Origin of the sequence: Teredinibacter franksiae (assembly GCF_014218805.1) — a bacterium.
Taxonomy (GTDB): Bacteria; Pseudomonadota; Gammaproteobacteria; order Pseudomonadales; family Cellvibrionaceae; genus Teredinibacter; species Teredinibacter franksiae.
Genome location: NZ_JACJUV010000001.1, coordinates 2,576,896 through 2,601,726 on the forward strand (window position 1 = coordinate 2,576,896; position 24,831 = coordinate 2,601,726).

General features: G+C 46.2%; 23 protein-coding genes. 3 read left to right on the forward strand and 20 right to left on the reverse strand.

Features of this window, described 5'->3' with window-relative positions; genetic code table 11:
- Nucleotides 1-4: 4 nt before the first annotated feature.
- The 3 genes from H5336_RS10685 to H5336_RS10695 all read right to left on the reverse strand — a co-directional run bounded on the left by H5336_RS10685 (nt 5) and on the right by H5336_RS10695 (nt 3,990).
- Nucleotides 5-565, reverse strand: a complete 561-nt coding sequence (locus tag H5336_RS10685) for a DUF4956 domain-containing protein (protein WP_185234024.1) — start codon at nt 563-565, stop codon at nt 5-7.
- A gap of 267 nt (nt 566-832) precedes the next feature.
- The gene (gene pepF, locus H5336_RS10690) at nt 833-2,713 is read right to left on the reverse strand and encodes an oligoendopeptidase F (RefSeq protein ID WP_185234026.1); all 1,881 of its coding nucleotides are present in this window, start codon (nt 2,711-2,713) and stop codon (nt 833-835) included.
- A gap of 236 nt (nt 2,714-2,949) precedes the next feature.
- The gene (locus tag H5336_RS10695; RefSeq protein WP_221628032.1) at nt 2,950-3,990 is read right to left on the reverse strand and encodes an AraC family transcriptional regulator; all 1,041 of its coding nucleotides are present in this window, start codon (nt 3,988-3,990) and stop codon (nt 2,950-2,952) included.
- A gap of 489 nt (nt 3,991-4,479) precedes the next feature.
- Between H5336_RS10695 and H5336_RS10700 the strand changes: the two genes are divergently transcribed.
- The 3 genes from H5336_RS10700 to H5336_RS10710 all read left to right on the forward strand — a co-directional run bounded on the left by H5336_RS10700 (nt 4,480) and on the right by H5336_RS10710 (nt 9,145).
- A complete protein-coding gene (locus tag H5336_RS10700) occupies nt 4,480-6,351 on the forward strand; it encodes an RICIN domain-containing protein (RefSeq protein WP_185234029.1) in 1,872 nt (623 codons plus the stop codon).
- Nucleotides 6,352-6,360: 9 nt separating this feature from the next.
- Nucleotides 6,361-7,161 (forward strand): helix-turn-helix transcriptional regulator, encoded by an 801-nt coding sequence (locus H5336_RS10705; RefSeq protein ID WP_185234030.1) that lies wholly within the window; start codon nt 6,361-6,363, stop codon nt 7,159-7,161.
- 619 nt (nt 7,162-7,780) lie between these two features.
- The gene (locus H5336_RS10710; protein WP_185234031.1) at nt 7,781-9,145 is read left to right on the forward strand and encodes a LamG domain-containing protein; all 1,365 of its coding nucleotides are present in this window, start codon (nt 7,781-7,783) and stop codon (nt 9,143-9,145) included.
- A gap of 286 nt (nt 9,146-9,431) precedes the next feature.
- On the opposite strand, the gene H5336_RS10715 is transcribed toward H5336_RS10710, so the two are convergent.
- From H5336_RS10715 to rsmG, 17 genes are all read right to left on the reverse strand, one after another.
- Nucleotides 9,432-9,845, reverse strand: a complete 414-nt coding sequence (locus H5336_RS10715) for a hypothetical protein (RefSeq protein WP_185234032.1) — start codon at nt 9,843-9,845, stop codon at nt 9,432-9,434.
- A gap of 460 nt (nt 9,846-10,305) precedes the next feature.
- Entirely contained in the window at nt 10,306-10,572 is a 267-nt protein-coding gene (locus H5336_RS10720; protein ID WP_185234033.1) for a hypothetical protein, read from the reverse strand.
- 463 nt (nt 10,573-11,035) lie between these two features.
- On the reverse strand, nt 11,036-11,458 hold the full coding sequence (locus tag H5336_RS10725) for a F0F1 ATP synthase subunit epsilon (RefSeq protein WP_185234034.1): 423 nt from the start codon (nt 11,456-11,458) through the stop codon (nt 11,036-11,038).
- Between the two features lie 19 nt (nt 11,459-11,477).
- Nucleotides 11,478-12,890, reverse strand: a complete 1,413-nt coding sequence (atpD, locus tag H5336_RS10730) for a F0F1 ATP synthase subunit beta (protein WP_185234035.1) — start codon at nt 12,888-12,890, stop codon at nt 11,478-11,480.
- A gap of 115 nt (nt 12,891-13,005) precedes the next feature.
- Nucleotides 13,006-13,869, reverse strand: a complete 864-nt coding sequence (gene atpG / locus H5336_RS10735) for a F0F1 ATP synthase subunit gamma (RefSeq protein WP_185234037.1) — start codon at nt 13,867-13,869, stop codon at nt 13,006-13,008.
- Between the two features lie 37 nt (nt 13,870-13,906).
- Nucleotides 13,907-15,448, reverse strand: a complete 1,542-nt coding sequence (gene atpA / locus H5336_RS10740; protein WP_185234039.1) for a F0F1 ATP synthase subunit alpha — start codon at nt 15,446-15,448, stop codon at nt 13,907-13,909.
- Between the two features lie 37 nt (nt 15,449-15,485).
- Nucleotides 15,486-16,022: a F0F1 ATP synthase subunit delta gene (locus tag H5336_RS10745; protein ID WP_185234041.1), complete on the reverse strand. Its 537-nt coding sequence runs from the start codon at nt 16,020-16,022 to the stop codon at nt 15,486-15,488.
- A 12-nt stretch (nt 16,023-16,034) separates the two neighbouring features.
- On the reverse strand, nt 16,035-16,505 hold the full coding sequence (locus H5336_RS10750; RefSeq protein ID WP_185234043.1) for a F0F1 ATP synthase subunit B: 471 nt from the start codon (nt 16,503-16,505) through the stop codon (nt 16,035-16,037).
- Between the two features lie 89 nt (nt 16,506-16,594).
- Complete coding sequence (atpE, locus tag H5336_RS10755; protein WP_185234045.1) at nt 16,595-16,843, reverse strand: F0F1 ATP synthase subunit C; 249 nt, start codon at nt 16,841-16,843, stop codon at nt 16,595-16,597.
- A 154-nt stretch (nt 16,844-16,997) separates the two neighbouring features.
- Entirely contained in the window at nt 16,998-17,948 is a 951-nt protein-coding gene (atpB, locus tag H5336_RS10760; RefSeq protein ID WP_185234047.1) for a F0F1 ATP synthase subunit A, read from the reverse strand.
- A 55-nt stretch (nt 17,949-18,003) separates the two neighbouring features.
- Nucleotides 18,004-18,396 (reverse strand): ATP synthase subunit I, encoded by a 393-nt coding sequence (locus H5336_RS10765; RefSeq protein ID WP_185234050.1) that lies wholly within the window; start codon nt 18,394-18,396, stop codon nt 18,004-18,006.
- 888 nt (nt 18,397-19,284) lie between these two features.
- Entirely contained in the window at nt 19,285-20,202 is a 918-nt protein-coding gene (locus H5336_RS10775) for a hypothetical protein (RefSeq protein ID WP_185234054.1), read from the reverse strand.
- A 588-nt stretch (nt 20,203-20,790) separates the two neighbouring features.
- Nucleotides 20,791-21,243, reverse strand: a complete 453-nt coding sequence (locus tag H5336_RS10780; RefSeq protein ID WP_185234056.1) for a hypothetical protein — start codon at nt 21,241-21,243, stop codon at nt 20,791-20,793.
- Entirely contained in the window at nt 21,240-22,154 is a 915-nt protein-coding gene (locus H5336_RS10785; RefSeq protein ID WP_185234058.1) for a DUF8812 domain-containing protein, read from the reverse strand. Before H5336_RS10785 ends, H5336_RS10780 begins: the two co-directional genes overlap by 4 nt.
- A 63-nt stretch (nt 22,155-22,217) precedes the next feature.
- A complete protein-coding gene (locus H5336_RS10790) occupies nt 22,218-23,141 on the reverse strand; it encodes a ParB/RepB/Spo0J family partition protein (protein ID WP_185234060.1) in 924 nt (307 codons plus the stop codon).
- Nucleotides 23,142-23,261: 120 nt separating this feature from the next.
- Nucleotides 23,262-24,053: a ParA family protein gene (locus H5336_RS10795; protein ID WP_185234062.1), complete on the reverse strand. Its 792-nt coding sequence runs from the start codon at nt 24,051-24,053 to the stop codon at nt 23,262-23,264.
- A gap of 24 nt (nt 24,054-24,077) precedes the next feature.
- Nucleotides 24,078-24,671, reverse strand: coding sequence for a 16S rRNA (guanine(527)-N(7))-methyltransferase RsmG (gene rsmG / locus H5336_RS10800; RefSeq protein WP_221628033.1), 594 nt, complete (start codon nt 24,669-24,671; stop codon nt 24,078-24,080).
- Nucleotides 24,672-24,831 lie beyond the last annotated feature (160 nt).

The following is a 24,831-nucleotide window of genomic DNA, read 5'->3' on the forward strand; positions in this document are numbered from 1 at the left end:
TGGTTTAATCCGAACAAAAGAGCGTGAGTGAGACGCTGCCAATTAAGAAATCTATCTTGCCTACCTCTATTTTTACAATGCTGACACCGGTGCGCTCGCGCAGCTCAGCAATCAATTCTTGGCGGTGTTCGGGGTGTATTTTGTCGATACGGTCGTAAGCGATTTTGCGCTCAACGATCGTAGAGGCAAAGGTTTGGGTTTCAGCCATTGCCGCGAGTACAACAATAACCACGGTGATGGCCGTAAGCTCGAAAAAACTGATTTTTGCCACAGCACACATCAGCGCCAACACAATGGTGATAAACAGGTAGGTCATTTCGCGCAGGGTAAGTGTTTCTGTGCGGTAGCGCAGCATGGAGAACACAGCGAACAAGCCAAAGGCAAAACCCATGGATATTTCTATGGAGTGCAGCAGGTAGGTAATAATAAATACACCGTTGCCGAACATAAATAGACTGAAATAGGCCTCTCGGTTGGGCGAAACCCGAAAGAAAATCAGTCGTAACAAAATGAGGGTGGCACCGATAAAGATTGCGTAGCGAATAAGAAGGTCATCTACAAACATCTGTTATTCCAATAAAATTAAAATGCACTCTCAAAAGAGTCGGCTGGTAATGGTACAAAACAGCACTATTCCAGTGTAACAGAAGATATTGTACGACAAAAAGAGAAGTGTATAAGTTTTGTACAGCAATACAGTAAACCTTGCGGCGGCTCAAAATAGGCCGCCGCAGCTCTCGCTTGAAGGTGGGGCTACATCAAGTTGAATGGGCCCCATACGAGCGCGCATGGGGCTAGTGAACGACCTGCATTGAAAAGCGCTAAGCAACGCTTAGGGCTGCTGCTCTAGCTCTTTTAGCAACACCTCCATTTCATCCATTATCAAATTCATACGCTTCACCATCGCCTTAAAGGGCGCCTCGGTAGCGAGGTCTACACCCGCCTTTTTCAGCAGATTGTAGGGGTAATCTGAGCCACCAGCTTTAAGTAGGTTCTTGTAGTTTTCCACACCCTGCTGGCCTTCGTTGGCAATTTTGTCGTAGAGCGCGGTACCGGCCGTCATGGAGGTGGCGTACTGGAATACGTACATGTTGTAGTAGAAGTGAGGAATGAACATCCACTCGTTTGTGTACAGCTCGTCAATCAGCAATACACCCTCTTCGTGGCCGTGATAGCGCTTTAAAATTTCGCCGTACATCTTAGAAATTTTCTCGCCAGTAAGCGCCTCACCGCGTTCAACGGCTTCATACAAAGCCAACTCAAACTCGGCGAACATGGTTTGCCGGAAAAAGGTGCCGCGCATGTTTTCCAGGCCAGAGCCCAAATAGAAAATTTTCTCTTGAGCCGTTTGGGCATTTTTAACCATATGACTTTGGAGAATTAACTCCAGCGATGTGGACGGAATCTCGGCGATAAAGGTGGCATAGTCATAGGTGGGGTAGGGTTGTGCCTCTACCGCGTAGAGCGTGTGCATGGCATGACCCCATTCGTGGGCCAGAGTAGACAGCGCATCGTAGGTGTTGTTATGGTTCAGCAACATATAGGGGTGAATGTCGTAGGCAGAGCCGTTCATATACGCGCCGCTGCGTTTGCCCTGTTGTGGATGAACGTGTATCCAGCGCTTTTTCATGCCTTCACGCTGCCTGCTCACCCAGTCGTCGCCAAGAATCGACATGGCCTCTAGGGTAATTTGGTTGGAAGTTTCGTAATCGAATTCTTTGTCCAACTGCACCAGTGGCGGGTAAATGTCGTAGTAGTGCATTTGTTCCACCCCAAGAATTTTGCCACGCAATTTAAAATAGCGGTGCAGCGTGGGCAGGGCCGCGTTAACCTCTTTCACTAGGTTGCGGTATACCACTTCGGGCAGGTTGTCTTGCCCTAATTCACGCTGGAGTACGCTGTCGTAATTGCGCGCCTTGGCCATTGCCACTTGATTTTGAATATGGGAGTTCAGTACCGCTCCCACACTGCTGCGGTAGCCTTTCCATTTGCCCCAATAGGCGTTAAACACTTTTTCACGGTCGGCGCGGTCGGCACTCTGGCGCCAGCGGCCATAACCCTGCGAGTCGATGCGATACTCTTTACCATCGCTCATTTCAACCATAGGCCAGGGGATATCGGAATTCGCCATGAGCGTGTAAATGCTTTTGGGCGAGGTAAACGGGTTGGCGAACAAAGAGAGCATCGCTTCGCCTTCTGCGTCCAGCGTATGGGGCGCAGACCTTAAAGTGTTTTCGAGCATATGCCGGTAGATTTCCAGTTTCGGCTCTTTTTTAAAGAATTTGTTTATTTTCTTTTCGCCGATTTCCAATATTTCCGGCTCTAACCACGACACCGATTCACCAAACTTGGCGTAAGTAATGCTGGCTAGCTGGTCTCTCTCCTGATTATCGGTAACACGTAGGTCTTCATCGGCCATCATGCTCGCGTAGCTGTAGATACGGCCCATTTCTTTGTCGGTGGTGTAGATTAGATCTAATGCCGCCAGTAGCTGTTTGGGGCTTTTGCTGAGGGTGCCTTTTTTCGCTTCAATGGTTTTCAGGCTACCCAATAGATGTTGTCGTGCCTGCTGCCAAGCATCGTTAGTGGCGTAAAGCTCGGTGAGGTCCCAAGTATATTTTGGTTCTACCGTTGCCGGTTCGTCGTTTGCAAAAACGGCCAACGGCAATAGAAGCGATGCGGCTATCGCCATCGAAATCAGTTTAAAGCGCATAAAATTCCCCCTATTGGATGCATAAGCTCTTTTGATTGTAACCAATTGGAAGCGAAATGGGTGCCTAAGGTGTTGGCGTTTAACTTTATCATCGCTCGAAAATTGGCAATATTGGAAAACTGGCTCTAGGACACGTCTAGCTTTATCAATCGGGTACACGTTTTTTATCATAACAAGAATACGCTAACACTCTTCTCCGGCTTTCGCGTGATAGCTCCATTCAAGCCAGAAAACCATTACCCATGGTTATCTGCTTGAGAATCCGAATTACGGCAATATAGATTATTAGAACGCCGTGTATCGACACTATTTTCTGCACGATATTCTTTAGGGGGAAGATAAAAGTTTTTCTTAAAGGATTTACTAAAGTGTGCTAAATCGTTGAAGCCGCTTTGATGGGCGATTTGTGTCACCGAAATATTCTTAGCGCTTGCATCAATCAGTAGCCTACGACTATTTTCTAATCGACACTTTAGTAGGTATTTGGCAACCGTAAGGTCATCTAGTTTAAACAACTTATGAAGATACCGTGTACTGATACCGCTTTTTTCTGCAATACTAGAAATATTTGTACCGGGATCACTTGAAAAATGTTGGATATAGGACTTAATTTTCTTTAAATGCTGTTTTTGTACCGTGTTCTGAAAATCAAACTTATAGCGTTTATTCGGCAACGAAGAAACCAATAGCTGTATTAGATTGTCAATTACAGAAGAAATATTGATTGCGTCAAGCTGGCCTATCGATTCAGCAATGGTTTGAATATAAGATGATGCCAATTGTCCTTCTAGGGTGTTTGCCAATATCACCAATGTATTATAGTCCTCAATATTTTTGATGTAATGACCAAATCTTGCTTTCGGAATAATCAACACCAACGATTGAATATCATCCTCTACGAGCATCTGCTGTTCACGACTACCATCAAGCACGCCTATATCACCTAAAGACGTATTAAAGCTTTTTATATTCACTGATTTACTTGACCGACCACTTAAAGTAAGAGTGAATATCATTGAATCGATATCAACATTACCTAAAGACGATTTGTTTCTTTGGAAGCGTAATGGATGAGAATGCATTTCAAATATCGTAATGTCTTCTATTAGAGAGCACCTCATATTCCCTTCAAATACATTTTCAGATACCGGTGAACAGTTCATTTTTAAAATATTTTTTCCCACTACCTCTCGCCAGTATTCAAACTTATCCTTGACGTCATAGTCTTCCGTTGAATACGTGACACTCGATTCCTCGTTTAGTATAAATTTAGTCATAATTATTATTTTTATTAATTTGTAGTGTTCATGAGGAGGTCAACTCAAAACCCGAAATATAGCATTTCTCGATATAAGCTGATAATTCAAATTATATTTCGAAATATAGCTCGTTACGTTTAGCCAAATGCTTGAATACTCTCTTAACGGAATTGGTTTACGGGGTGCACAAAAAAACAATTTTTCGGGCGCTAAAACACAAGTAAATGTATACACAAATGGTTATTGTATTATTTGGTTGCCTAATTCCTATTTTTGCATGTCTCAATAAATATAGTTTGTACATTAGCGAACCCATAGCTCACATATTTTTGCTCAATCATTAAAACAAAAACATTTTATTGTCAGATTTTGAGAATTTCGCATAAGCATCAACGACAAGAATCCACACAAGATAGGCGGGTATAGATAATGCGAAATACATGCTTTCGATATTCAACTACAAAATTAATATGCTTGTTAATGCTTATCATTGTCCCAAAACAGATTATGGCAAATTCATATGAATTAATTACGCCTGGTACCGGCTATCAAGGAACACTCCAACAACTTAAATCACGTCAGGGCCGCTTTAGCTGGTCACCCTGGGCGGCAAACTATGATTTTAGCGGCTATGAGTTTTTTTTGGATGGTAACGAAGCAGATAATTGGAACGACAACTATACAGAACATATGTTTGCAATGATCATCTGGGAGCCGCCTGTTGAGAATGTTGAAAACATTGTTTTTATTGCTGCTGGGCAACAGGGACTAGAAAACATTCGAGAGGCCTACCCCAATATCGCTACAGGTCAAAAAAACAATTGGCACAGCAATCAGGGTATTCTCAATAAGTGGCAAAGGATGCCAAGCAAATATAATGTCCCGATTGTAGACAATTCAATAGCTGGCCAAATAGTAGCGGATGCAGAATTAAATAACAGTGGATATTTTGGTTTTGACTCTTCAAATACTTTTATGGCGCTTATTTTTGATTCTCGCGTTAATAATGAACTATCCGTAACGCGCAAACACGGCGCAACTGAAAATTTTATCAAATGGTTGGGCTCTCGAACGACACATTGGAAAAATGGAGCAAAAGGCAAAACTGTCTATTTAGCGGGAACAAGTAGGGGCGGTGCACTCGCCGTACACATGGCATATGCGATGCAAAAATCCCCTCTTTTCACCTCGAAATACCAGGCTGCAAATATTATTGTCGCCTCATTAGACGGCGTGTTTAACTATAAACAAGACGAAATGTATAACACAGATGTTAAAGTGTCTAATCCTCGCTCGAGCAGTGACCATTGCTATTTAACGGATTTCCCGTACTACTTTAATCAGCGTACTAACATAAACCTGTTACAAATTGCCGGCGGTAAACCCGTAAATGGAATTGTAGCCGTTAAACAGCGGTGTTTCGCCTTTAGTAATTACCATTCGTTGAATAGCAGCTACAAACACCATTGGGTAACCCGTTCACACAAAGAAATTGGCCGAGAGTACCACGACGATACAGTCGGCGAACAACTTCGGTTTTTGAACCAGCACACAGGTATACGGAATAAGACCTACGAGCCACCACGCGGCGCTATTCAATTTCGACATAAGTCTAGCGGTAGCTTTATTTACTCCTCAGGTGCAGACACTGGGCCTGTAGGCCATGACAATGACCCCAACAGCATCTCACATCATAAAAAATATTGGCGACTTCAAGGGGTTGGAAACAACCAATTTGTGATAAAGAGCGAATTCGACGGATCTTATCTCTATGCAACAAACACCAATGGATCGAAATTACGCCATCGTGCAGGAGCAATCGATCCAAGCCTTTATTTTACCAAGCAGTCTGCCAGTAATGGCTTTCGTCTAAAGCACCAACAAACCGGTAATTGCTTATACAACCATAGCGACGGGTTTGTAAGGGTCTGGCCCTGCTGGAATAGCGAAAACATGATCTATCAAAGCAACAAAGCTTTGTGGTCAAACGTATCGGTTAAAACGACCTACCCCGGTTATTCCATTAGCAACATAATAGATGGTTCTAATAGCACCAGCTTGGGTGGATCAAACAGCTGGGTAAACAATAAGGGCAGCACCTTGGCGGAAAGGGAGATCACTTTAGAATGGGATCACGATCTTTATTTCTCTAAAGTTAATATCTACACAACAATCGGCTACGAATTACAAGAATACGAAATACTCTTTCATGATGGCATTACATGGCAATCACTGTATCACCTTAAAAACAACACACTCGCCACTAAAAGGCATGTTTTTCCATCGATTTACAAAACCCGAAAACTGATGATCAGGCCTTTAAGGGGCTCAGTAAGGCAACCTGGATACGCACGAATTAATGAAATAGAAGTATTCTAGGAGAATGGTATGTTACCCACAATTACGAGTTACACTGGAAAAAAGTGTACGCCAAAAGTAGACAATGTTTCCAACTCTGATATTGAACTTCAATTGGTCGGTGCGAAAACGTTAAGCGAGTTGCATAATGCTTGTAGTTTAGTGCGTGAAAAGAATGGCTTTGATATATTTACGATAATGTTGCGAGGTAACGCGACAAAAAATCATTCATCGCTATTTATGAGTAGAGAATATCATTTTGGTTTCACTGATCACTATTTGAAGAGTAAATACTATTTGTGTGATCCCGGTATTCGACTCGCAAATGAAACTAAACAACCCTTAATATGGTCTAGCGAATATTATTTCCGTTCATTACGTAACGATCTTTCTACAAGCGAAGGCTCTGTTTTGTCAGACGCTATTGACTTTGGCATGAGAGGTGTTTGTATATTTCCGTTTTTTGGCCCCCATGGCATTACCGGCCTACTGCGATTTTCCAATGATCACTATTTGGATATATACAGTGAAAAATTGTCGGTAAGACCTGTAATTCAAGAACTCGCCCGGTTTTCTGAATTCCTATTTGTGGCGCTCGTTCGAATATTGGGTATTTTTAGCAGCGATAGCCATCCCCTAAGCACCCGAGAAAAAGACGTTCTTTCCTATATAGCTTTCGGGAAACAACCCATAGCTGTTGCAGAAATATTGAGAATATCCGAGCATACGGTAACTAATCATTTGAGAACAATTCGAAGTAAACTCAGCGCACGAAATACGGCACACGCGGTGGCAAAAGCGGTATGGTTGAACGAAATACAGCCTTTCTAACGTGTATTGCTAGTCGCTCGATTTGAAGCTGGTTCTCGTTATGTCGGTTTAATAAGCCCGCTTTTACTTTTCCATATAGTCATTTTGCAAGGCGTTGGGCTACCTTAGTTAGCGTAGCGTTTATTTTCGATTTTCCCTTCTAACCGCCATAAGCAACAAATCTTCTCCCGATTTTTTTGTTTCTCACTTTCGCAGCGGCAGCACTACAAGTAGTGCGCAAATGTAGATTACTATCAACACCGCTGCGCGTGTCGCAGGTTCCCACAGAAAGAAATCTGCGCTGCAGATGATCGTCCCATTATATTTTAACGTTGATATAACGCAGTTTCTATTTGTTTTTTTTCGAGTTATTGGCCTACAAGACACACCCTTAAACTATAGTCAATAACGATTATTCGTTATTGTCGAAAATGTGTCCAACTGTAAAAATTCTTATGCTCGCTGAGTAATTGGCGGTTTGAGATTTCCGCTAGATATTTTTGCATTATTGAGCTGTTTCACCTCGTATCCGTAAATTTTTGCATGATTTTCGCCTTATATTTTCAGAAGGCTCCAAAGTTACGGATGGCACGTTGTTCGCGTTGCGTGCCTTTCATCTACAACTATTTGAGAACTGATTATGAAAACACCATTCAGGTTAGGGCTGCCAACAATAGCGCTATTTTCTGCCTTACTTTCGCTCGATGCATTCGCTATTAATTGGAGCTCGCAGATAATTAATGGGAACGAATTTCCTGTAATCTCTCGCCTTAAAAGCGCTGGCGGCGTCTGTTTGCCCTATGAGCGCCGAACGAAGGCACGGGCGCCAATTGATATTGAAACAAAGGGCGCAAATAAAAATTGGACGCCATGGATCGAAGGCCGGTTTACTGCGCCAAATGGTTGGACAATCGATGATCTTGATCTTGTAACACTGTCAGCGGCAAATACCCGTTTACACGAAGGTCCGTGGAATGTGAATAATGGCCAGAAAACGCTTATAACAAGCGAATTTAAAACCGTAGAAAATAGAGTAACTGACTACATTTTTAGTTTAGACCTGGAAGGAAAATATAAGAATAAAGGCGCTAAATTTGAGGCTGAGCTAATTTCAAAATTTCATAAACTAGTTGAATCGTACCAATCGCTAGCTGTTGCCATGGAAAGTACAGATGACGTTGTTTGGCATCGTGCAAGAGTACGTAATAATGGCGTTTTAAAAGCAAACGTTCGGTCATGGTGGCGCGGACACATAAGTGTCACAGAAGTCTGTCTGCCCCCTGAAATCACCAGTGCGCCCGCACTGGAAAGCACACTGAAGAGCTGGACAATTGCTGTTGTAGATGACTTTGAAGAAGAATACGCACAGTCGAAAAAACCGATCGCGAATTGGACTTTTGAGAATTACAGCGCGGCAGACGTGACTGGAAATGGTAACAACGGTACATGGGTAAACTATAACTATTATCCAACTGGGTCCGGCGCAATTGGTACAGCGGCCTATACCGGTAACGCAGGCAACTCAAACGGTAAAGGCTATGTAAAAATAGCAAACACCGGAAAACTCAATAATTTGGCACAATTTACATTAGCCGCCTGGGTGTACCCTACATCCAATACTACCGGTGACATACTGGCTAAAGTGAACCCCAATAGAGATTTTCTTCTGCAAATTAATAATTCTGGTCAGCTAAGCGTACACCACGCACAAGGCTCAACCTACTATACATGTACTAGTTCTTCCAGCGTGCCTACAAATGCCTGGACACACGTAGCTGCAACCTGGGAAAACTACTACAGCGGTGGATATTGGAGATTGTATGTTAACGGGCAGTACGACAATACCTGTAGTGCAAGCACTACCCCCAAATGGACCGGAAATAATATTAGTATTGGATCCTTACAGTACGGTAGCCAAGTATTTAATGGACGAATCGACGAAGTAAATGTGTTTGATTATAAGATGAGTACCAGTGAAGTGAATGCGTTATTCAAGAAGCGTTGATTGATTAACCATTAGCTAAACAACGATAGTCCAGCCTTGCGTCTCGCGGGCTGGACTTTTTACTTAAGGGCACCTCCATTCATTAATTTTTGGGCTCTACGCGAGCTAGTAAGTCTTTTCTAAGGGCACTGTGCAGCCAATGGATGGATGGCTGCCTTTTCTTACCTGAGCTTTCATCACCAAGCTTACTAATAAGTATTTCGTACGAACTTATCAAAACTTTGTGCACTGTGCGAGCGTTGAGTCTCGCACCCGAGACTTGCAGATTTCTGCAGTAAACGGTGAATTACATGCTGTAGAGGTCGATCAAAAAATACCCGTTTGGCAACGCGTAGACTTTGCCATTGACGAATGGCGAAAGCTGCGTTTTAGTAAAGCTATTGGGTTCTAACACTGTAATATTTTTTAAATGGAAGTTTTCACCTTCCTGTTCAAATTCAATAGAGTGCTTGGCTAGCGCTGGTACCCAGCTTTCATATAGTACTCGCGGTAACGCGATAGAGCTATTCGACATCTGCGGGTTATTTTCAACAATATTAAGTGCATCGACCTCGGAAAACTGCAGAAGCACTAATAAGTTTTGGGCATCGCGTTCGGTACTGCTTGGCTCCTGCCATTTCACCGATATTACATCGTAAGGTATTGAAATTAATTTTGGTAAAATTCCCAGTTCTGTATGAATAAGATTTGTAGGTGCCATGTCTTTATCTCCGCACGCGCCAATAATTACAGTTACTATTACGAATAGACAATATCGCATACTCTGCTCACCTTTTTCGCCTGGGTTTAGCTGGCACCCTAGGAGTCCATATTCCCATGCTGGCAACCCCTAATTCAGTACCTTTCCAGTTGAATGATCTTTCAAGTGTTGCGGTGTGCCTATAGCCATGCGCTAGTCCACACACCACGAATCTTCCATTTTCGTCATCCGGTATACCAGACGCAATATCTGTCATACCTGGATTGAAATTGTATTGGTCTTCAGCTGAAATTTTTAGTTTCATTGAAAATTCAGGTGGTTTGACATTCGATACGCTTCTTTTTACCGAAACCATACCGCTCAGCCATAGGGTATGTGGCCCAATTGCTTTTTGCCAATTTTCTGTTGCTGGATATGGAAAGGCACAGCGGAGATAGCTGTGGCTTGCAGCACTTGAGCCTCACGGAATAGCAGGGCCCGTAAAGCTAAACGACTTGGGTTCTCCACACTGTTGCCAAAGTTTTATAGCCGCATCTTGTGCGTCTAATATTGCACTCCTAAGCGTTAACCTGCCACTCTCATCACTACCCAGATAACGCTCGTACGAAAATGTTTTTGCCTTGCCTTTTCCATTTAGGAAATGGCTATATGCAGCAATAGCATCACTTAAATCCGATCGCAAAAGCGCCGCACCATCCATCATCAGCGTCCATTTGTAGAGCGCCAAGTAATCGAATATTTCTGCATCGCTTTAGGAAACTTAGAGAAACCATCATCATGACGGATACTCGGTCTAGAAGGCTGGCCAATTCAGTAGGTGCCCAACGTTTCAGTCCTGGGCGATTGAAAGGGCGTAATAACGTTGCTTTTTTTGCTGTCTGTACCAGCTAGAATTATCTTGTTTAGGAATATCTTCGACTTGGCGGCCGGCCTCTACCTCTCTCTGAGCGATCTCTGTCAAAATCACCCGTATTTGGGTTGCCAGAGCCGCGAGCACTCCTTGAACCTTTCTCTTCGATTTTTTTTTATTTCAGCCAAGTCCATAAGCAACCCATATACTCAGTTTAGCAAGGAGGCACAAGGGTAACTTAACTTCATCGTTAAAAACGCAACGCGGTTTACATTTGTATACCGATGACGAAAAAAAGCAGCCGAAGCTGCTTTTTGGGGGAAGTTGAAGAGACTGGTGTTTAGCGCGTGCGTTTTTTAATTGCCCGCAGGGTGCGCAGTTGCGCGGCGGCTTCCGCAAGTTGGGCAGCGGCTTTGGAGTAGTCCATACCGTCGCCTAAGTTGGCGAGGGCTTGTTCGGCTTCACGTTTGGCTTCTGCAGCAGCGGCTTCATCCATATCACCCGCGCGCAGGGCCGTGTCAGCGAGAACTGTTACGGAGTCTGGCTGTACTTCTAGGTAACCACCAGAAACGTAATAGATTTCCTCTTCGCCATTTTGCTTCTTCAGTTGAATAGGCCCAGGCTGCAAACCCGTTAGCAGAGGGGCATGGCCATAGCCAATACCCACATCGCCTTCGGAACCCGCAGCAACAAGCAATTCGACCAAACCGGAAAAGATTTCCTCTTCAGCACTGACGATATCGCAATGTATAGTTAATGCCATTGTCTTTGCCTCTGGCTAGTTACGCGGCTTTTTCAGCAATTTTAGCGGCTTTCTCTACAGCTTCGTCGATTTTGCCAACCATGTAGAACGCCTGCTCTGGAAGAGCATCGTAATCGCCGGCCAGCAGACCTTTAAAGCCAGCAATGGTATCTTTCAAGGATACATACTTACCCGGCGAACCGGTGAAGACTTCGGCAACGTGGAATGGCTGTGACAGAAAGCGTTCGATCTTACGCGCACGGGATACAGTCTGCTTGTCTTCTTCAGACAGCTCGTCCATACCCAAAATGGCGATAATGTCTTTCAGCTCTTTATAGCGCTGAAGCACTGTCTGTACACCACGTGCAACGTCATAGTGATCCTGGCCGATGACCAAAGGATCTAGCTGACGAGAAGACGAATCCAATGGGTCGATTGCAGGGTAAATACCTTTTGACGCAATATCACGGCTCAGTACAACGGTAGAGTCGAGGTGGGCGAAGGTGGTGGCAGGCGACGGGTCGGTCAAGTCATCCGCGGGTACGTATACGGCCTGAACAGAGGTAATGGAGCCAGTCTTAGTAGACGTAATACGTTCCTGAAGAACACCCATTTCTTCTGCCAGTGTAGGCTGATAACCCACCGCAGAAGGCATGCGGCCCAGCAGTGCCGACACTTCGGTACCCGCAAGGGTGTATCGATAGATGTTATCAACAAAGAAAAGTACGTCTTTACCTTCGTCACGAAATTTTTCGGCCATGGTCAAACCGGTGAGTGCAACACGCAGTCGGTTACCGGGCGGCTCGTTCATCTGGCCGTATACCATGGCCACTTTAGATTCTGCTGGGTTCTCAATGTTTACAACACCGGATTCCTGCATTTCGTGATAGAAGTCATTACCCTCACGAGTACGCTCACCTACACCGGCGAAAACTGACAGGCCAGAGTGCTCCAGTGCGATGTTGTTAATCAGTTCCATCATGTTGACGGTTTTACCAACACCGGCACCACCAAACAGACCCACTTTACCGCCCTTGGCAAACGGACATACCAGGTCGATGACCTTTACGCCTGTTTCCAGTAGCTCATTAGTGGCAGAAAGTTCGTCGTAGGCAGGTGCTTTACGGTGAATAGGCATACGAGTTTGCTCGCCAATTTCGCCGCGTTCATCAATAGGGTTACCCAACACGTCCATAATGCGGCCCAGTGTTTCGGTACCAACAGGTACAGATACAGGGGAGCCGGTGTTCGATACGGCCAAACCTCGGCTGATGCCCTCGGAACCACCCATGGCGATACAACGAACAATGCCGTCACCCAATTGCTGCTGCACTTCCAGTGTAAGGCCCTTGCCTTCGACTGACAGTGCGTCGTAAATACCGGGTACGGAATCACGCGGGAATTCCACGTCAATTACCGCGCCGATGATTTGTACGATACGTCCGCTACTCATTTTCGCTTCCTCGTATTCCAAATATGGCAATATTTAAATTCTTTCAATTTCTGGATTCCCGCTTTAGCGGCAATGACATTGCATCGTCGTACCCGCGAAGGCGGGTACCCATTCACTAAACCGCTGCTGCACCACTCACAATTTCAGACAATTCCTGAGTAATCGCTGCCTGCCGAGCTTTGTTGTAAACCAGTTGCAGGCCGTCAATCAAATCGCCAGCGTTGTCGGTTGCACTTTTCATCGCAATCATTCGTGCGGCTTGCTCGCAAGCGCCGTTTTCGACAACAGCCTGATACACCTGAGATTCCATGTATCGAATCATTAGGCCATCGAGTAAATCGTGCGCTTCAGGCTCGTAGATGTAATCCCAGGTATGCTTGTGGCTTTCACTGGTTTTGTCTGGCTTTAATGGCAACAGCTGACTGACTGTTGGATCTTGAGTCATGGTATTCACGAACTCATTCCCGGCTAGATATAGACGGTCGATTTTGCCTTCGGCAAATGCATCGAGCATAACCTTAACGCTACCGATAAGAGCCGTAACAGAAGGCTTTTCACCCATATCACGCACACTGGCGAGGATGTTGCCACCCACACTGTTGAAGAACGCAGAACCTTTAGCGCCCACAAGGCACAGGTCTACGCCAACATCTTTATCAGCCCAGGCTTTACTGTGCATCACAACCGACTTGAACAGGTTAATGTTCAAACCACCGCAAAGGCCACGATCAGTAGAAACCACAATGTAGCCCACACGCTTAACTTCGCGCTCTCTCAAGTACAAATGCTTGTACTCGGGATTGCCGTTGGCGATATGACCCACCACATTGCGAATGCGCTGGGCGTAGGGTTTACCGGTTTGCATACGCTCCTGTGCTCTACGCATTTTGGAGGCCGCAACCATTTCCATCGCACTGGTAATCTTTTGAGTGTTTTTGATACTACCTATTTTGGTACGTATCTCTTTTCCGCTCGCCATTGTTACTCTCGCTACTAGCTGTCACTAAAACTGTGAATTACCAGGTTTGGGTGGCTTTAAAGTCGTCTAACGCTGCTTTTAGCTTGACGGCAATATCGTCATTGTAAGCACCCGTGTTCATCTCACCCATAAGCTCTGCATGACTGCTGTTCATGTAAGACAATAAAGAAGCTTCGAAAGACTCGATCTTGGCCACTTCAACATCTTCCAAATAACGCTCGTTCGCGGCGTAAACCACAACACCCATATCAGCAACACTTAACGGCGAGTACTGCTTTTGCTTCATCAGCTCGGTTACCCGCTCACCGTGGTCCAACTGGGCCTTGGTAGCATCGTCGAGATCGGAAGCAAACTGCGAGAAAGCCGCCAGTTCGCGGAACTGTGCCAGTGCGGTACGAATACCACCGGACAGTTTCTTAATCACTTTAGTTTGAGCCGAACCACCTACGCGCGATACCGATACACCGGCGTTCATCGCTGGACGTATGCCGGCGTTAAACAGGTCGCTTTCGAGGAAGATCTGACCATCGGTAATGGAAATTACGTTGGTCGGTACAAAGGCCGAAACGTCACCCGCTTGGGTCTCAATGATAGGCAAGGCGGTAAGGGAACCGGTTTTGCCTTTCACTTCACCGTTGGTGAACTTTTCAACGTAATCAGCATTTACGCGGGAAGCGCGCTCCAGCAGACGTGAGTGCAAATAGAAAACGTCACCTGGGTAAGCTTCACGGCCCGGTGGGCGACGAAGCAGCAGGGAGATCTGGCGGTAAGCCCAGGCCTGCTTGGTGAGGTCATCATAAATAATCAGGCAGTCTTCACCGCGGTCGCGGTAGTACTCACCCATGGTACAGCCGGCAAATGGCGCCAAAAACTGCATAGAGGCTGGGTCAGAAGCGGTCGCCGCAACCACAATGGTGTGGTCCATTGCGCCGTGCTCTTCCAACTTACGCACTACAGAAGCAACAGAAGAAGCCTTCTGCCCGATAGCCACGTAGATACACTTAATGCCGGTGCCTTTCTGGTTGATGATGGCATCAACGGCTACGGCTGTTTTACCGGTTTGGCGGTCACCAATGATGAGCTCGCGCTGGCCACGACCGATAGGCACCATGGTGTCTACCGCTTTCAAGCCAATTTGTACGGGCTGGTCAACGGACTGACGCGCAATTACACCGGGTGCAATTTTTTCAAGTGCATCGGTCATTTTGGCATCAACAGGGCCTTTACCGTCAATGGGTGAACCCAATGCGTCCACTACGCGGCCTTGTAATTCAGGGCCAACGGGCACTTCGAGAATACGGCCGGTGCACTTACATGTCTGGCCTTCGGCCACACCTTTGTAATCGCCCAGTATTACCGCACCAACGGAGTCGCGCTCTAGGTTCAAAGCAATACCGTAGGTACCGCCTTCAAATTCAATCATCTCACCGTACATAACATCGGCAAGACCGTGGACACGAATAATACCGTCGGTTACAGAAACCACGGTGCCTTCGTTTTGCGCTTCAGTCGTTATCGACAAATTGTCGATACGCGCTTTGATAATTTCACTGATTTCAGAAGGATTCAGCTGTTGCATACTGTTCTTCCCTTTTAGGGGTTAATTCGGTTTTGCGTTAGCCGTTCATGGCTTCGGCCAATTTGGCCAATTTGCCGCGTACGGAGCCGTCAATAACGGTGTCGCCGGCGCGAATTACTGCGCCACCCAGCAAGCTCTTGTCTACCGATGTTTTCAGACTAACTTCGCGATCCAGCTTAATAGTAAGCGCTTTGGCGAGACTAGCTTCGATAGTAGAATCAATGTCAAAGGCCGACTGGATATCAACATCCACTGACTTTTCCTGATTCGCTTTATAGAGTTCAAACAATTCCCGCACCTGCGGAAGCAAGGGTAGGCGACTGTTTTCAGCCAGTACGGTAACAAAGTTTTGCTGCTTGTCGGTTAGCTTATCGCCACAGAGTTCTACCACAGCGGTGGCTTTCTGCTGAGACGTCAGGCCAGGAGATGACAAAAGTGTCGCGACCTTTTCGTTCGCCGTCACGTTTGCCGCCAGCGTCAAAGCTTCCGACCAAGCTTGCAGGTCCTTATTAACGCGGGCGCACTCAAAAGCGGCCTTGGCGTAGGGTCGAGCAAGTGTTGTTAATTCAGCCATTATTCGCTCCGCTTACAGCTCTGCAGCTAGTTTGTTGAGCATGGCGTTGTGCTTACCAGCATCAATAGCGTCACCCAGTACTTTTTCGGCACCGGTAAGGGCGAGAGCAGCCACTTTGCCACGCAATTCTTCACGGGCCTGACTAATTTCACGCTCGATCTCAGCTTCAGCAGCGGTTTTTATCCGCTCACCTTCACCACGAGCTAGCTCTTTGGCTTCTTCGACTATCTGGCTGCCGCGCTTGTTAGCTGCATCAATAATGCCAGCAGCCTGCTCTTTAGCTTCGTGGATTTGTTGCATAGCTTTTTTCTGAGCCAGTTCCAAATCCTTGTCCGCACGGGTAGCAGCTTCCAGACCATCTGCAATGCGCTTCTCACGTTCGACCATAATGCCGATCAGCGCTGGCCAAACAAACTTCATGCAAAACAAAACGAATACAATGAAAGTAAGTGATTGACCTATGAGAGTCAGGTTGATATTCACACCTACACCTCTTTAGTTAGTTGCGGGTTTATCGGGTGCGCAGGAAATTGCTTTGGCAATACCTGCAGGCACAACATCTGGATGGCTACTTATGCACCCATGCTTGGTGCAACAGCAAAGATGAGGTACATGCCGATACCAACACCAATCATTGGAACCGCGTCCAACAGGCCTGCCATAAGGAACATTTTACCCTGCAGAGCTGGGCCCTGTTCTGGCTGACGTGCAGAACCTTCAAGCAGCTTGCCACCCAAAGTACCGAAACCAATTGCAGTACCCAAAGCGCCCAAACCGATCAAAAGAGCTGATGCGATATAAACCAAAGCTTGTGCTTCCATTGTTATCTCCTGTTAATAGATAGTTTTTCAAAAATAAAATGTATATTTTGGTTTTCCCAGCTGGTGGGAAAACCAGAATTTCTAAACCTCCGCGTGAGCTTAGTTGCGCTACTGAGTCGCGGAAGTAACGGATTCTTTTCGTTCGCCTAAAGGCTTAGTGCTCCTCATCTACATCGTGGGCCATGGCCATGTAAACCGTGGTTAACACCATGAAAATAAAGGCCTGCAGGGTGATAACGAGAATGTGGAATACAGCCCAGCCCCACTGCAATACACCACCCACAATGCCCAGCGCAAGATTCACGCTGAAGAGTAAGGCGATAAGAATAAAGATCATTTCACCGGCGTACATGTTGCCGAACAATCGCAGGCCGAGGGAAATGGGCTTGGCAATAAGGGCAACCGTTTCCAGTACGAAGTTGATAGGCACCAGTATCAGGTTCAAGTACCACAGCTTGCGTGGTGCAAAGAAAGGGTGACACGTAAGCTCTTTAATAAAGCCCCACAGGCCTTTTTCTTTAATACTGAAACCAATCATTAAAATGAATACAGTGATCGACATACCCAGCGTCACGTTAGGATCGGTGGTGGGTACAACCTTAAAGAATAGGTGGCTATCACCACTGATTTTCTGGGCTATAAAAGGGAGCCAGTCTACGGGTATCAAATCCATAAGGTTCATCATAAACACCCAAGTAAAGATGGTAAGCGCCATGGGTGCTACAAAACGGTTTTTATGATGAAAAATATCGGTAACGGTGCTGTTAATAAAGTCGAAGATCAACTCAACAAAGCTCTGCAGCCCACGAGGAGTGTCTGTGGTAGCGGTTTTAGCTACGCGGCGAAAAACAAACCCTAGTAGCAGGGCCAAGGCAATGCCCCAACCAATGGAATCTACGTGAACAGCATTGAAGCCCATATCTTTGGCTTCCTGTCCCGAGTGGGCCATGGTCCATGTATCGGCTTCAAGAACAGAATGCGAGCCATCCGCACTGTGACGCTCGTAACCTGCCGGCAGCTTACCGTAGGTCATATTTTGAAGGTGGTGCTGAATGTAGTCTGTCGCGGTAACTGTATTCGCTTCTTTTGCTTCGCTACTTGCCATGAGATGCTGTTACACCTTTCAATCAGATTTGGTTTTGCTGCCACCGGCAGCGTATCTATTTTTTCTGTGGCTGGATTACACTTTTTAGCCAATGCCGCTGTACAACATTCGCCAACCACCACTGCAGCACCATCATGCTGCTAAAACCCGCGAACAAAAGGGGCACATTCAAGGGCGACACAAAGCGAAACACCAGTGCAAACCCTATCGCCACTAACGCGAATTTTCCGGATTCTCCCCATTGGAAGGATTTTGCGATCCAGGCCGCTGAACGCGCACCACGATAACGAAAAGCGTAGAGGGTAAAGTAAGTATTGGGTAGTACAAAAATAAGTACGCCCAAGCCAAACGAGTACGCCAAGCCAAAACCCCATAATAGCAGCAGGAAACAGAAAGGCACGCTTAACCCCAGCTGGACGGCGAGTCCCATCAATGCCGGAGATTTCATGTCAGCACCTTCAATACCTGGCTCAAAGCCACACAATCACACCAAAACAAACGATTGCACGCACTTTGCTGCGAGATTTTGAGTTCAAACCGCTCCACTTTTACCGCAACTCTTTGACTGATTCAGTTAAAAGCACCTCGACCACCCTGCCGCCAAATCTCTATCGTCTGCATACAACAAAACACAGCCAACCGGGGCTGTGAATGGGGAAACAGAGCAAGAAACCAGGCTGAGCGGATGAATCCAGGAAAAATCGGCCATGGGAGTATCCTGAAGATTACTCGATTCTTTACACCAGTTACGCCCTTTTTCGCACGAAAATCCAGCACAAATTGGGCGGAGTGGATTATAGGGAGTCTAACTTACTTGATCAACCTCAAGGCCCCGAAAGTTAAGGCCGATAGTACAATTGGTTATCAAGCCCTCGCATTCCAGACTTAATTGCACGGTTGTACGCTCCGAAAAGAGGCTTGGGAAGCCGTCCGCCACAAAATTACACGCAAATATTATAGGGCTATAATTCAAAACGCTCCGCCAGAAGCTCATTTACCTCTCGTATAATGGCGGGTAACGCTCCCTCACTATAACCGCGATGAATATGCGCAACCTGACCATTTTTATCAATCATGACCAAATAGGGGATAGCCTTCACCCCCCATTTTTTTGCTACCTTTCGGCCACTGTCATGAACCAATTGTAACGGTATGCCACTCGATGTATGGGAATGGAATTTCGAAAACGGAGCCGATATTCGCCAGTGGACGGATGGCAGTGGCGTCAATCAGCAATGGCAATTTCAAACCGTAAATTAGCCCCTAATACGTGAGCACCACTCGGTGCTCACCTTGCTTTATTTGGTTATCATGGGGCTAAATGTTGCTGACTGCACTACTGTCGAATATACACGCGCTCATACTCTATGTTGGTTTGTCTAAGCTCACGACTGCTGCAGTCAAAATCACCGGTATTTTTACCCAAAATCATAACATCGCCTTGCACCGTCATTATGCCGTAACAAGTACTGGAACCGTTTGCGTAGGCAACATCAATAGGGAATACCCACTCACCACTTAACAGCTGTTGCGTTGAACCGACTTGATAGCTTCCCGATAGATCGTACTCTTCTCCTTCAATAGCTTGAGCACAGTTGGAGTCGAAAGAATCGAAATTGTAAGACTCGAATTGACCACCTAAAAAGGTGAGCATCGCACCATTATAAAAATCTCCGCGAGATTCACAGCGCGTCCAAACCGCTTCGTGATTTAAACTTATAACACTTAACTTTTCAAAAATCGGTCGTCGGTAAACCGCATCAAATTGTAGTGCTGTTGGAAAGCTAGCTTGTGAGTCACACTTACTCATTTCACCGTCCCTTCCATAGAACAATAAATTTTCTTGCAAACTTACTAAATCCTTACAACTGGTATCCTCATCATCGAAGGTGAAAATAGTCTGATAAGCTTCGAGATTTGAGTCCGTTACTATTTTGGTACCTATTGAATAGGTGCCAGTACTGGTTTCCGACTCTACATTTTGATCAATGTTTTCAAGCAAGCAGTCTTCATCGCTGAAATAAGAAATAGTATCTGTCCAACGCCCCCCAGCCATAAACGTTTCAATCAATACAGATTCACTGGGGTATTCAGTGTTAAAACAACGCAACCATTCTCCGCTTATAGCGGTATCCACGCTGATTAGAGAAGAGCTGCCTACGCTAGCGCCTTTGCTGTCAGACTCGATAGCGGAACCACCGCAAGCGCTTAAAACACTTACTATTACAACAAGACTGTAAATTTTCACTGTCAAAATAATCTCAAATACATTAGTTACTTTTTATAGTGCCGCCAACAGCATAATCACCAGCCCCAATAGCGCAAATATCAAAAACAGTGCACCAAGGTTTTTATTCCCCTCCTGGTATTGCGCGCGCTGTTCAAGCAGCTGGGCAAGACCTGCATCGTCCAGGTGGCCACAGTGCGGGCAAATGGTGTGTTTCTGGTGGTTGTAAGAAAGGTTACAACGCCTGCAAGGTTTCTTTTTGCCGAAGTTCTTCAGGGAAGGGGGGATTTGAGGTAAGCCGCTGCCAAGCATATTTATTCGTTAGCTCCCAAAACAGACCGGAATACCGGACACACTCTCGTTAATATACGGCAAGACCGGAGTCTTTGTAGTTTACAGCTACCTGTTATCATTCTAACTATCACACAAATAGAGTTAGTGCAACTGCTTTAGCGCTGTCCACGTCTAAAATAAACACTATGCTGATGCTCGAGTATTACCGGTAATGCGAAATAAACCTATGCAGAAAATACTCGGCAAATAGTAAGATATTACCGTTTTAACACAGTTGCTAATTGATGAGAGAAGGTAAGCTAATCCTCAGGGTACACATGCTCAATTACAACTGGGTATACCAAGCTTTTGGTCTTTTACCTTTATCACACATTTAATACGTGCGCTGTCACCACCTTCTTTTTCCGGGAAGTAGTATTCCAATACAAACTCCATACCTGTTTTGGTTTTACTCATCTCTTCAATAAATACGCCTTCTGCTTTGCTGAAGAACAGCTTTTCACCGTTTACGGTTATAGCATCGATAATAAGGTGATCCAGTCGTTTTACATTGGGTGTACTGAGAAGATCTACTTCCAGGGCTGGCAATAACTCCATATTGTGCTGGATGATGCGTACTAGGTTTTCGCCTACTCTATGGGTGGAAACCGAATCAATAGAAAGCGGTAATGCCTCACCTGGCGCTGGGGTTTTATCCGCCGTGGCTCCACAGGCGCAGAAAAACAACGATAGCCCAACAACCAGAAAGCCAGCTAAAGTTCTAGGTGAAATCACTTGGCACCGTCCTTAGTCACTACCGTACTGGTTTCGCTACTCGCTTTATTGATAAACTCTTTACGCCGGCGGAAACGGTCTTTCGGCACTTTGCTCCAATTGGATTCATCGACCAATACTTTTTTAAATGCATCAAAGTCGTTGTCGGCTATTGGCTTTTGAACAAATTTTCTCGTGCTACCGGTGTAATCACCGCGAAACTTTAAATCGACCGCAACCTGTTTAATGGTTGAATCAAGTTTGTCCCAATCGCACTCACCGTAAAGCTTTTCCACATCTTTTTTAGTACAGATACGTTTTACGGCTGCCTCTTCATCTTTGTAGCTAATGTTAAACAGCTTAACTTGTTCGTCTGAAGAAATTTCGTAATCCAGTAAATCATTGTCAACAATGAATTGTTTGGCAGTATTGCCAAACAGACCCACCGCTTTTTTCAGCAGATCAATTTTTTTGCAACCTGCTGCGGTGAGGTCTTCGGTGGCTTTTTTAACCGTTTTTCTTCTGAAGTCGTATCCACGTCCCAGGGTTAATCCCGAGGAAGTACTGGGTACATGTAAACGACGGCTGTGATAACGACCGCCTTCTCCCCCTTCAGAATCCCAGGTAACTTTTCCCACCGTTGGTGCCAATATGGGCTTCGCCGAAAAGCTGTCTTTTAAGCACTGCTTCAAGCCCTTAAACGTGCCGCCATTGGGATCTACCCGGCCATCGGGTTTAACCAAGGCGAGGTGACAGGACTGAAAGTGCGTAATGGCTTCCTCCAGCGCGGTACTCGATTTTGCCGATATGGTGAGTTCTTTTTCACCGCTTTGACGTGCATATACATTGAGAAGGGCGCTGATCATCTTCACGTCTGCAGCGTTATTTTTACCCAGCTTGCCCACAGACGCGTAGATTGTAATCCAGTTCATTTTTACTTTCCTTATGGCGGTAGCCGGACAAGTTTAAAGAATTTTTTCTGGCTTTAATTCCAACTAGTGCTCATAGCCCAAGTGCTTCAATATACCGTCCAGCTCATCTAAGCTGTTGTATTTCAATACCAGCTTTCCTTTTCCTTTCGCAGAATGCTGCACCATTACCGGTACACCCACCTTTTCGCCGAGGCGGTCTTCTAGCTTTTTAATGTCGTGATCCGGCGCGTCTTTCGGCGCGTCCGGTTGTTTTTCCTCTTTCAGGGTGCTGCGGGCGAGGGCTTCGGCTTGGCGAACCGTCATACCCTTGGAAACAATGAGTCGGGCAACGCGTTTTTGTGCGCTTTCATCCAATGTCAGCAAGCAACGGGCGTGGCCCATTTCAAGGTCGCCGTGTTCGAGTAGCTTTTTCACTTCGCTGGATAAATTCAGCAGGCGCATCAAGTTAGTAATAGCGGTGCGGGATTTACTGACGGCGTCGGCCACTTCCTGTTGGGTTAGTTCAAATTCGTCCTGGAAGCGCTTGAGGGCCATGGCCTCTTCTATGGGGTTAAGGTCTTCCCGCTGAATGTTTTCGATCAATGACAGGGCGATGGCGGTTTCGTCGGGTACTTCGCGAATAACACAAGGAATAGTGTGCAACCCAGCCTGCTGAGTGGCGCGCCAGCGGCGTTCACCGGCGATAATTTCGTAACGGCCTTCGCCAATAGGGCGCACAACAATCGGCTGCATAACACCTTGGGCTTTAATGGATTCAGCCAGTTCTTCCAGTGCTTCTGGGTGCATGTCGCGACGCGGCTGGTATTTTCCCCGCTGCAGAAGCTCTACAGGTAGAGCCTTGAGGGTGCCGTCTTTACTGACGTCGGCAGAAGTGATTTCGGCAGCCACCTCGGTGGCGGCCTTAATGGCTTCGGCTGGCGTTGCCGCGCTGGATGAGCCGGATAGGAGGGCGTCCAGGCCACGGCCCAGTCCTTTTCGTTTCGCCATAGTGGTGTTTACCTCAAACAGGGTGTAACAAGAAATCGGGATTAACGAGAAACAGATAGTATCAAGATGCCGGCATTATATCGGCATCGTTAGGTGAATAGGTAAATTGGATGTGGGGAATTAGGCTGTTGCCAATTCCGGGCTATTGGTTTCATTGCGACGCAGGATTTCACCGGCAAGCGCAATGTAGGCCATGGCCCCTTTTGACTGCTTATCGTAGGCGAGTACTGGCATACCGAAACTCGGGGCTTCTGCAAGGCGCACGTTACGCGGTACACAAGTGCGGTAAACGCGGTCGCCAAAATGATTGTGTAACTGCGCCGACACATCGCCAGTAAGACTGTTGCGTGGGTCATACATGGTGCGCAGTAGCCCTTCAATTTTCAAATGAGGGTTTAGGCGCTGCTGGATTGTTGTGATGGTATTCACCAAAGCCGAGAGCCCCTCCAGCGCATAGTACTCACACTGCATGGGAATCAACACGCCTGTGCAGGCAGAAAGGCCGTTTACAGTAAGCATATTCAGCGAAGGTGGGCAGTCGATAAGAATATAATCATATTGGTCTACGGCTTCGGACAGAGCATTTTTCAACCGGTATTCGCGGTTTTCCAACGCCAACATTTCAACTTCAGCAGCCGTCAGATCACCGTTAGCGGGCAATATTTTGTAGTGCCCCTCTGGAGAGGTGTGCAAAGCATTTTCCAGGCGTGTCAGCCCCATTAGCACGTCATAAATCGAAAACTCGACAGCGTTTTTGTCCACACCACTGCCCATGGTGGCATTACCCTGTGGGTCCAAGTCTACCAGTAGGACACGCTTCTTAGTGGCCGCCAATGAGGCCGCAAGATTTACGCAGGTTGTGGTTTTGCCCACGCCGCCTTTCTGGTTTGCAATAGCGTAAATATGTGCCACTTAAATGCCTTTAACTCTTTGAATTTATTGAATATTCTTTCTCGACAGGACGATAAGGCAACGCTGCTCTTCTAGCCCTGGCACCTGCAGTGCGTGCGAGGCATCGACCATATAGTGTTTTTCCAATTCGCTCAACTCATGATCAGGAAAAACTCCCTTCATGGCCCAAAATTTACCGTTTTCCTTGATCAAGTGCTGGCAGTTGTCGATCATATCTTTCAATGATGCGAACGCTCGGCTGATAACACCCTCAAATAACGGCTCGGGCTTAAACGCTTCAACTCGACGGTTTTCAATTTCAACATTGTCCAACCCAAGCGCTTGTTTCACCTGAAACAAAAACCGCGTTTTTTTACCAGCTGAGTCTAAAAGAGTGAAATGTTTGTTGGGGTAGGTAATAGCCAAAGGAATACCGGGTAAACCACCACCGGTACCCACATCGATAAAACGCTCACCCTCGAGTAAATGGGCGATGCTGAGGCTATCGAGCAGGTGTTTGGTCACCATCTCCTCGGGGTCGCGGATAGCCGATAGGTTGTAGGCTTTATTCCACTTAATGAAAAGCTCCAAATATGCCTCAAGGGCACTTATCTGAGCGTCGGTTAATGCAATTGGCAAGGATGCACAGCCACGGGAAAGCTGAGTTCGCCAGCTTTGAGCAGATATATCTTGAGAATTGGACACGATTTAGGGAGTTGGCATTGTTTAAATGGGGATTATAGCGGGTGTTGCCCTCACCGTTGTTATAATTCTTTTGGGCCTACTTGCCGCAACGGCA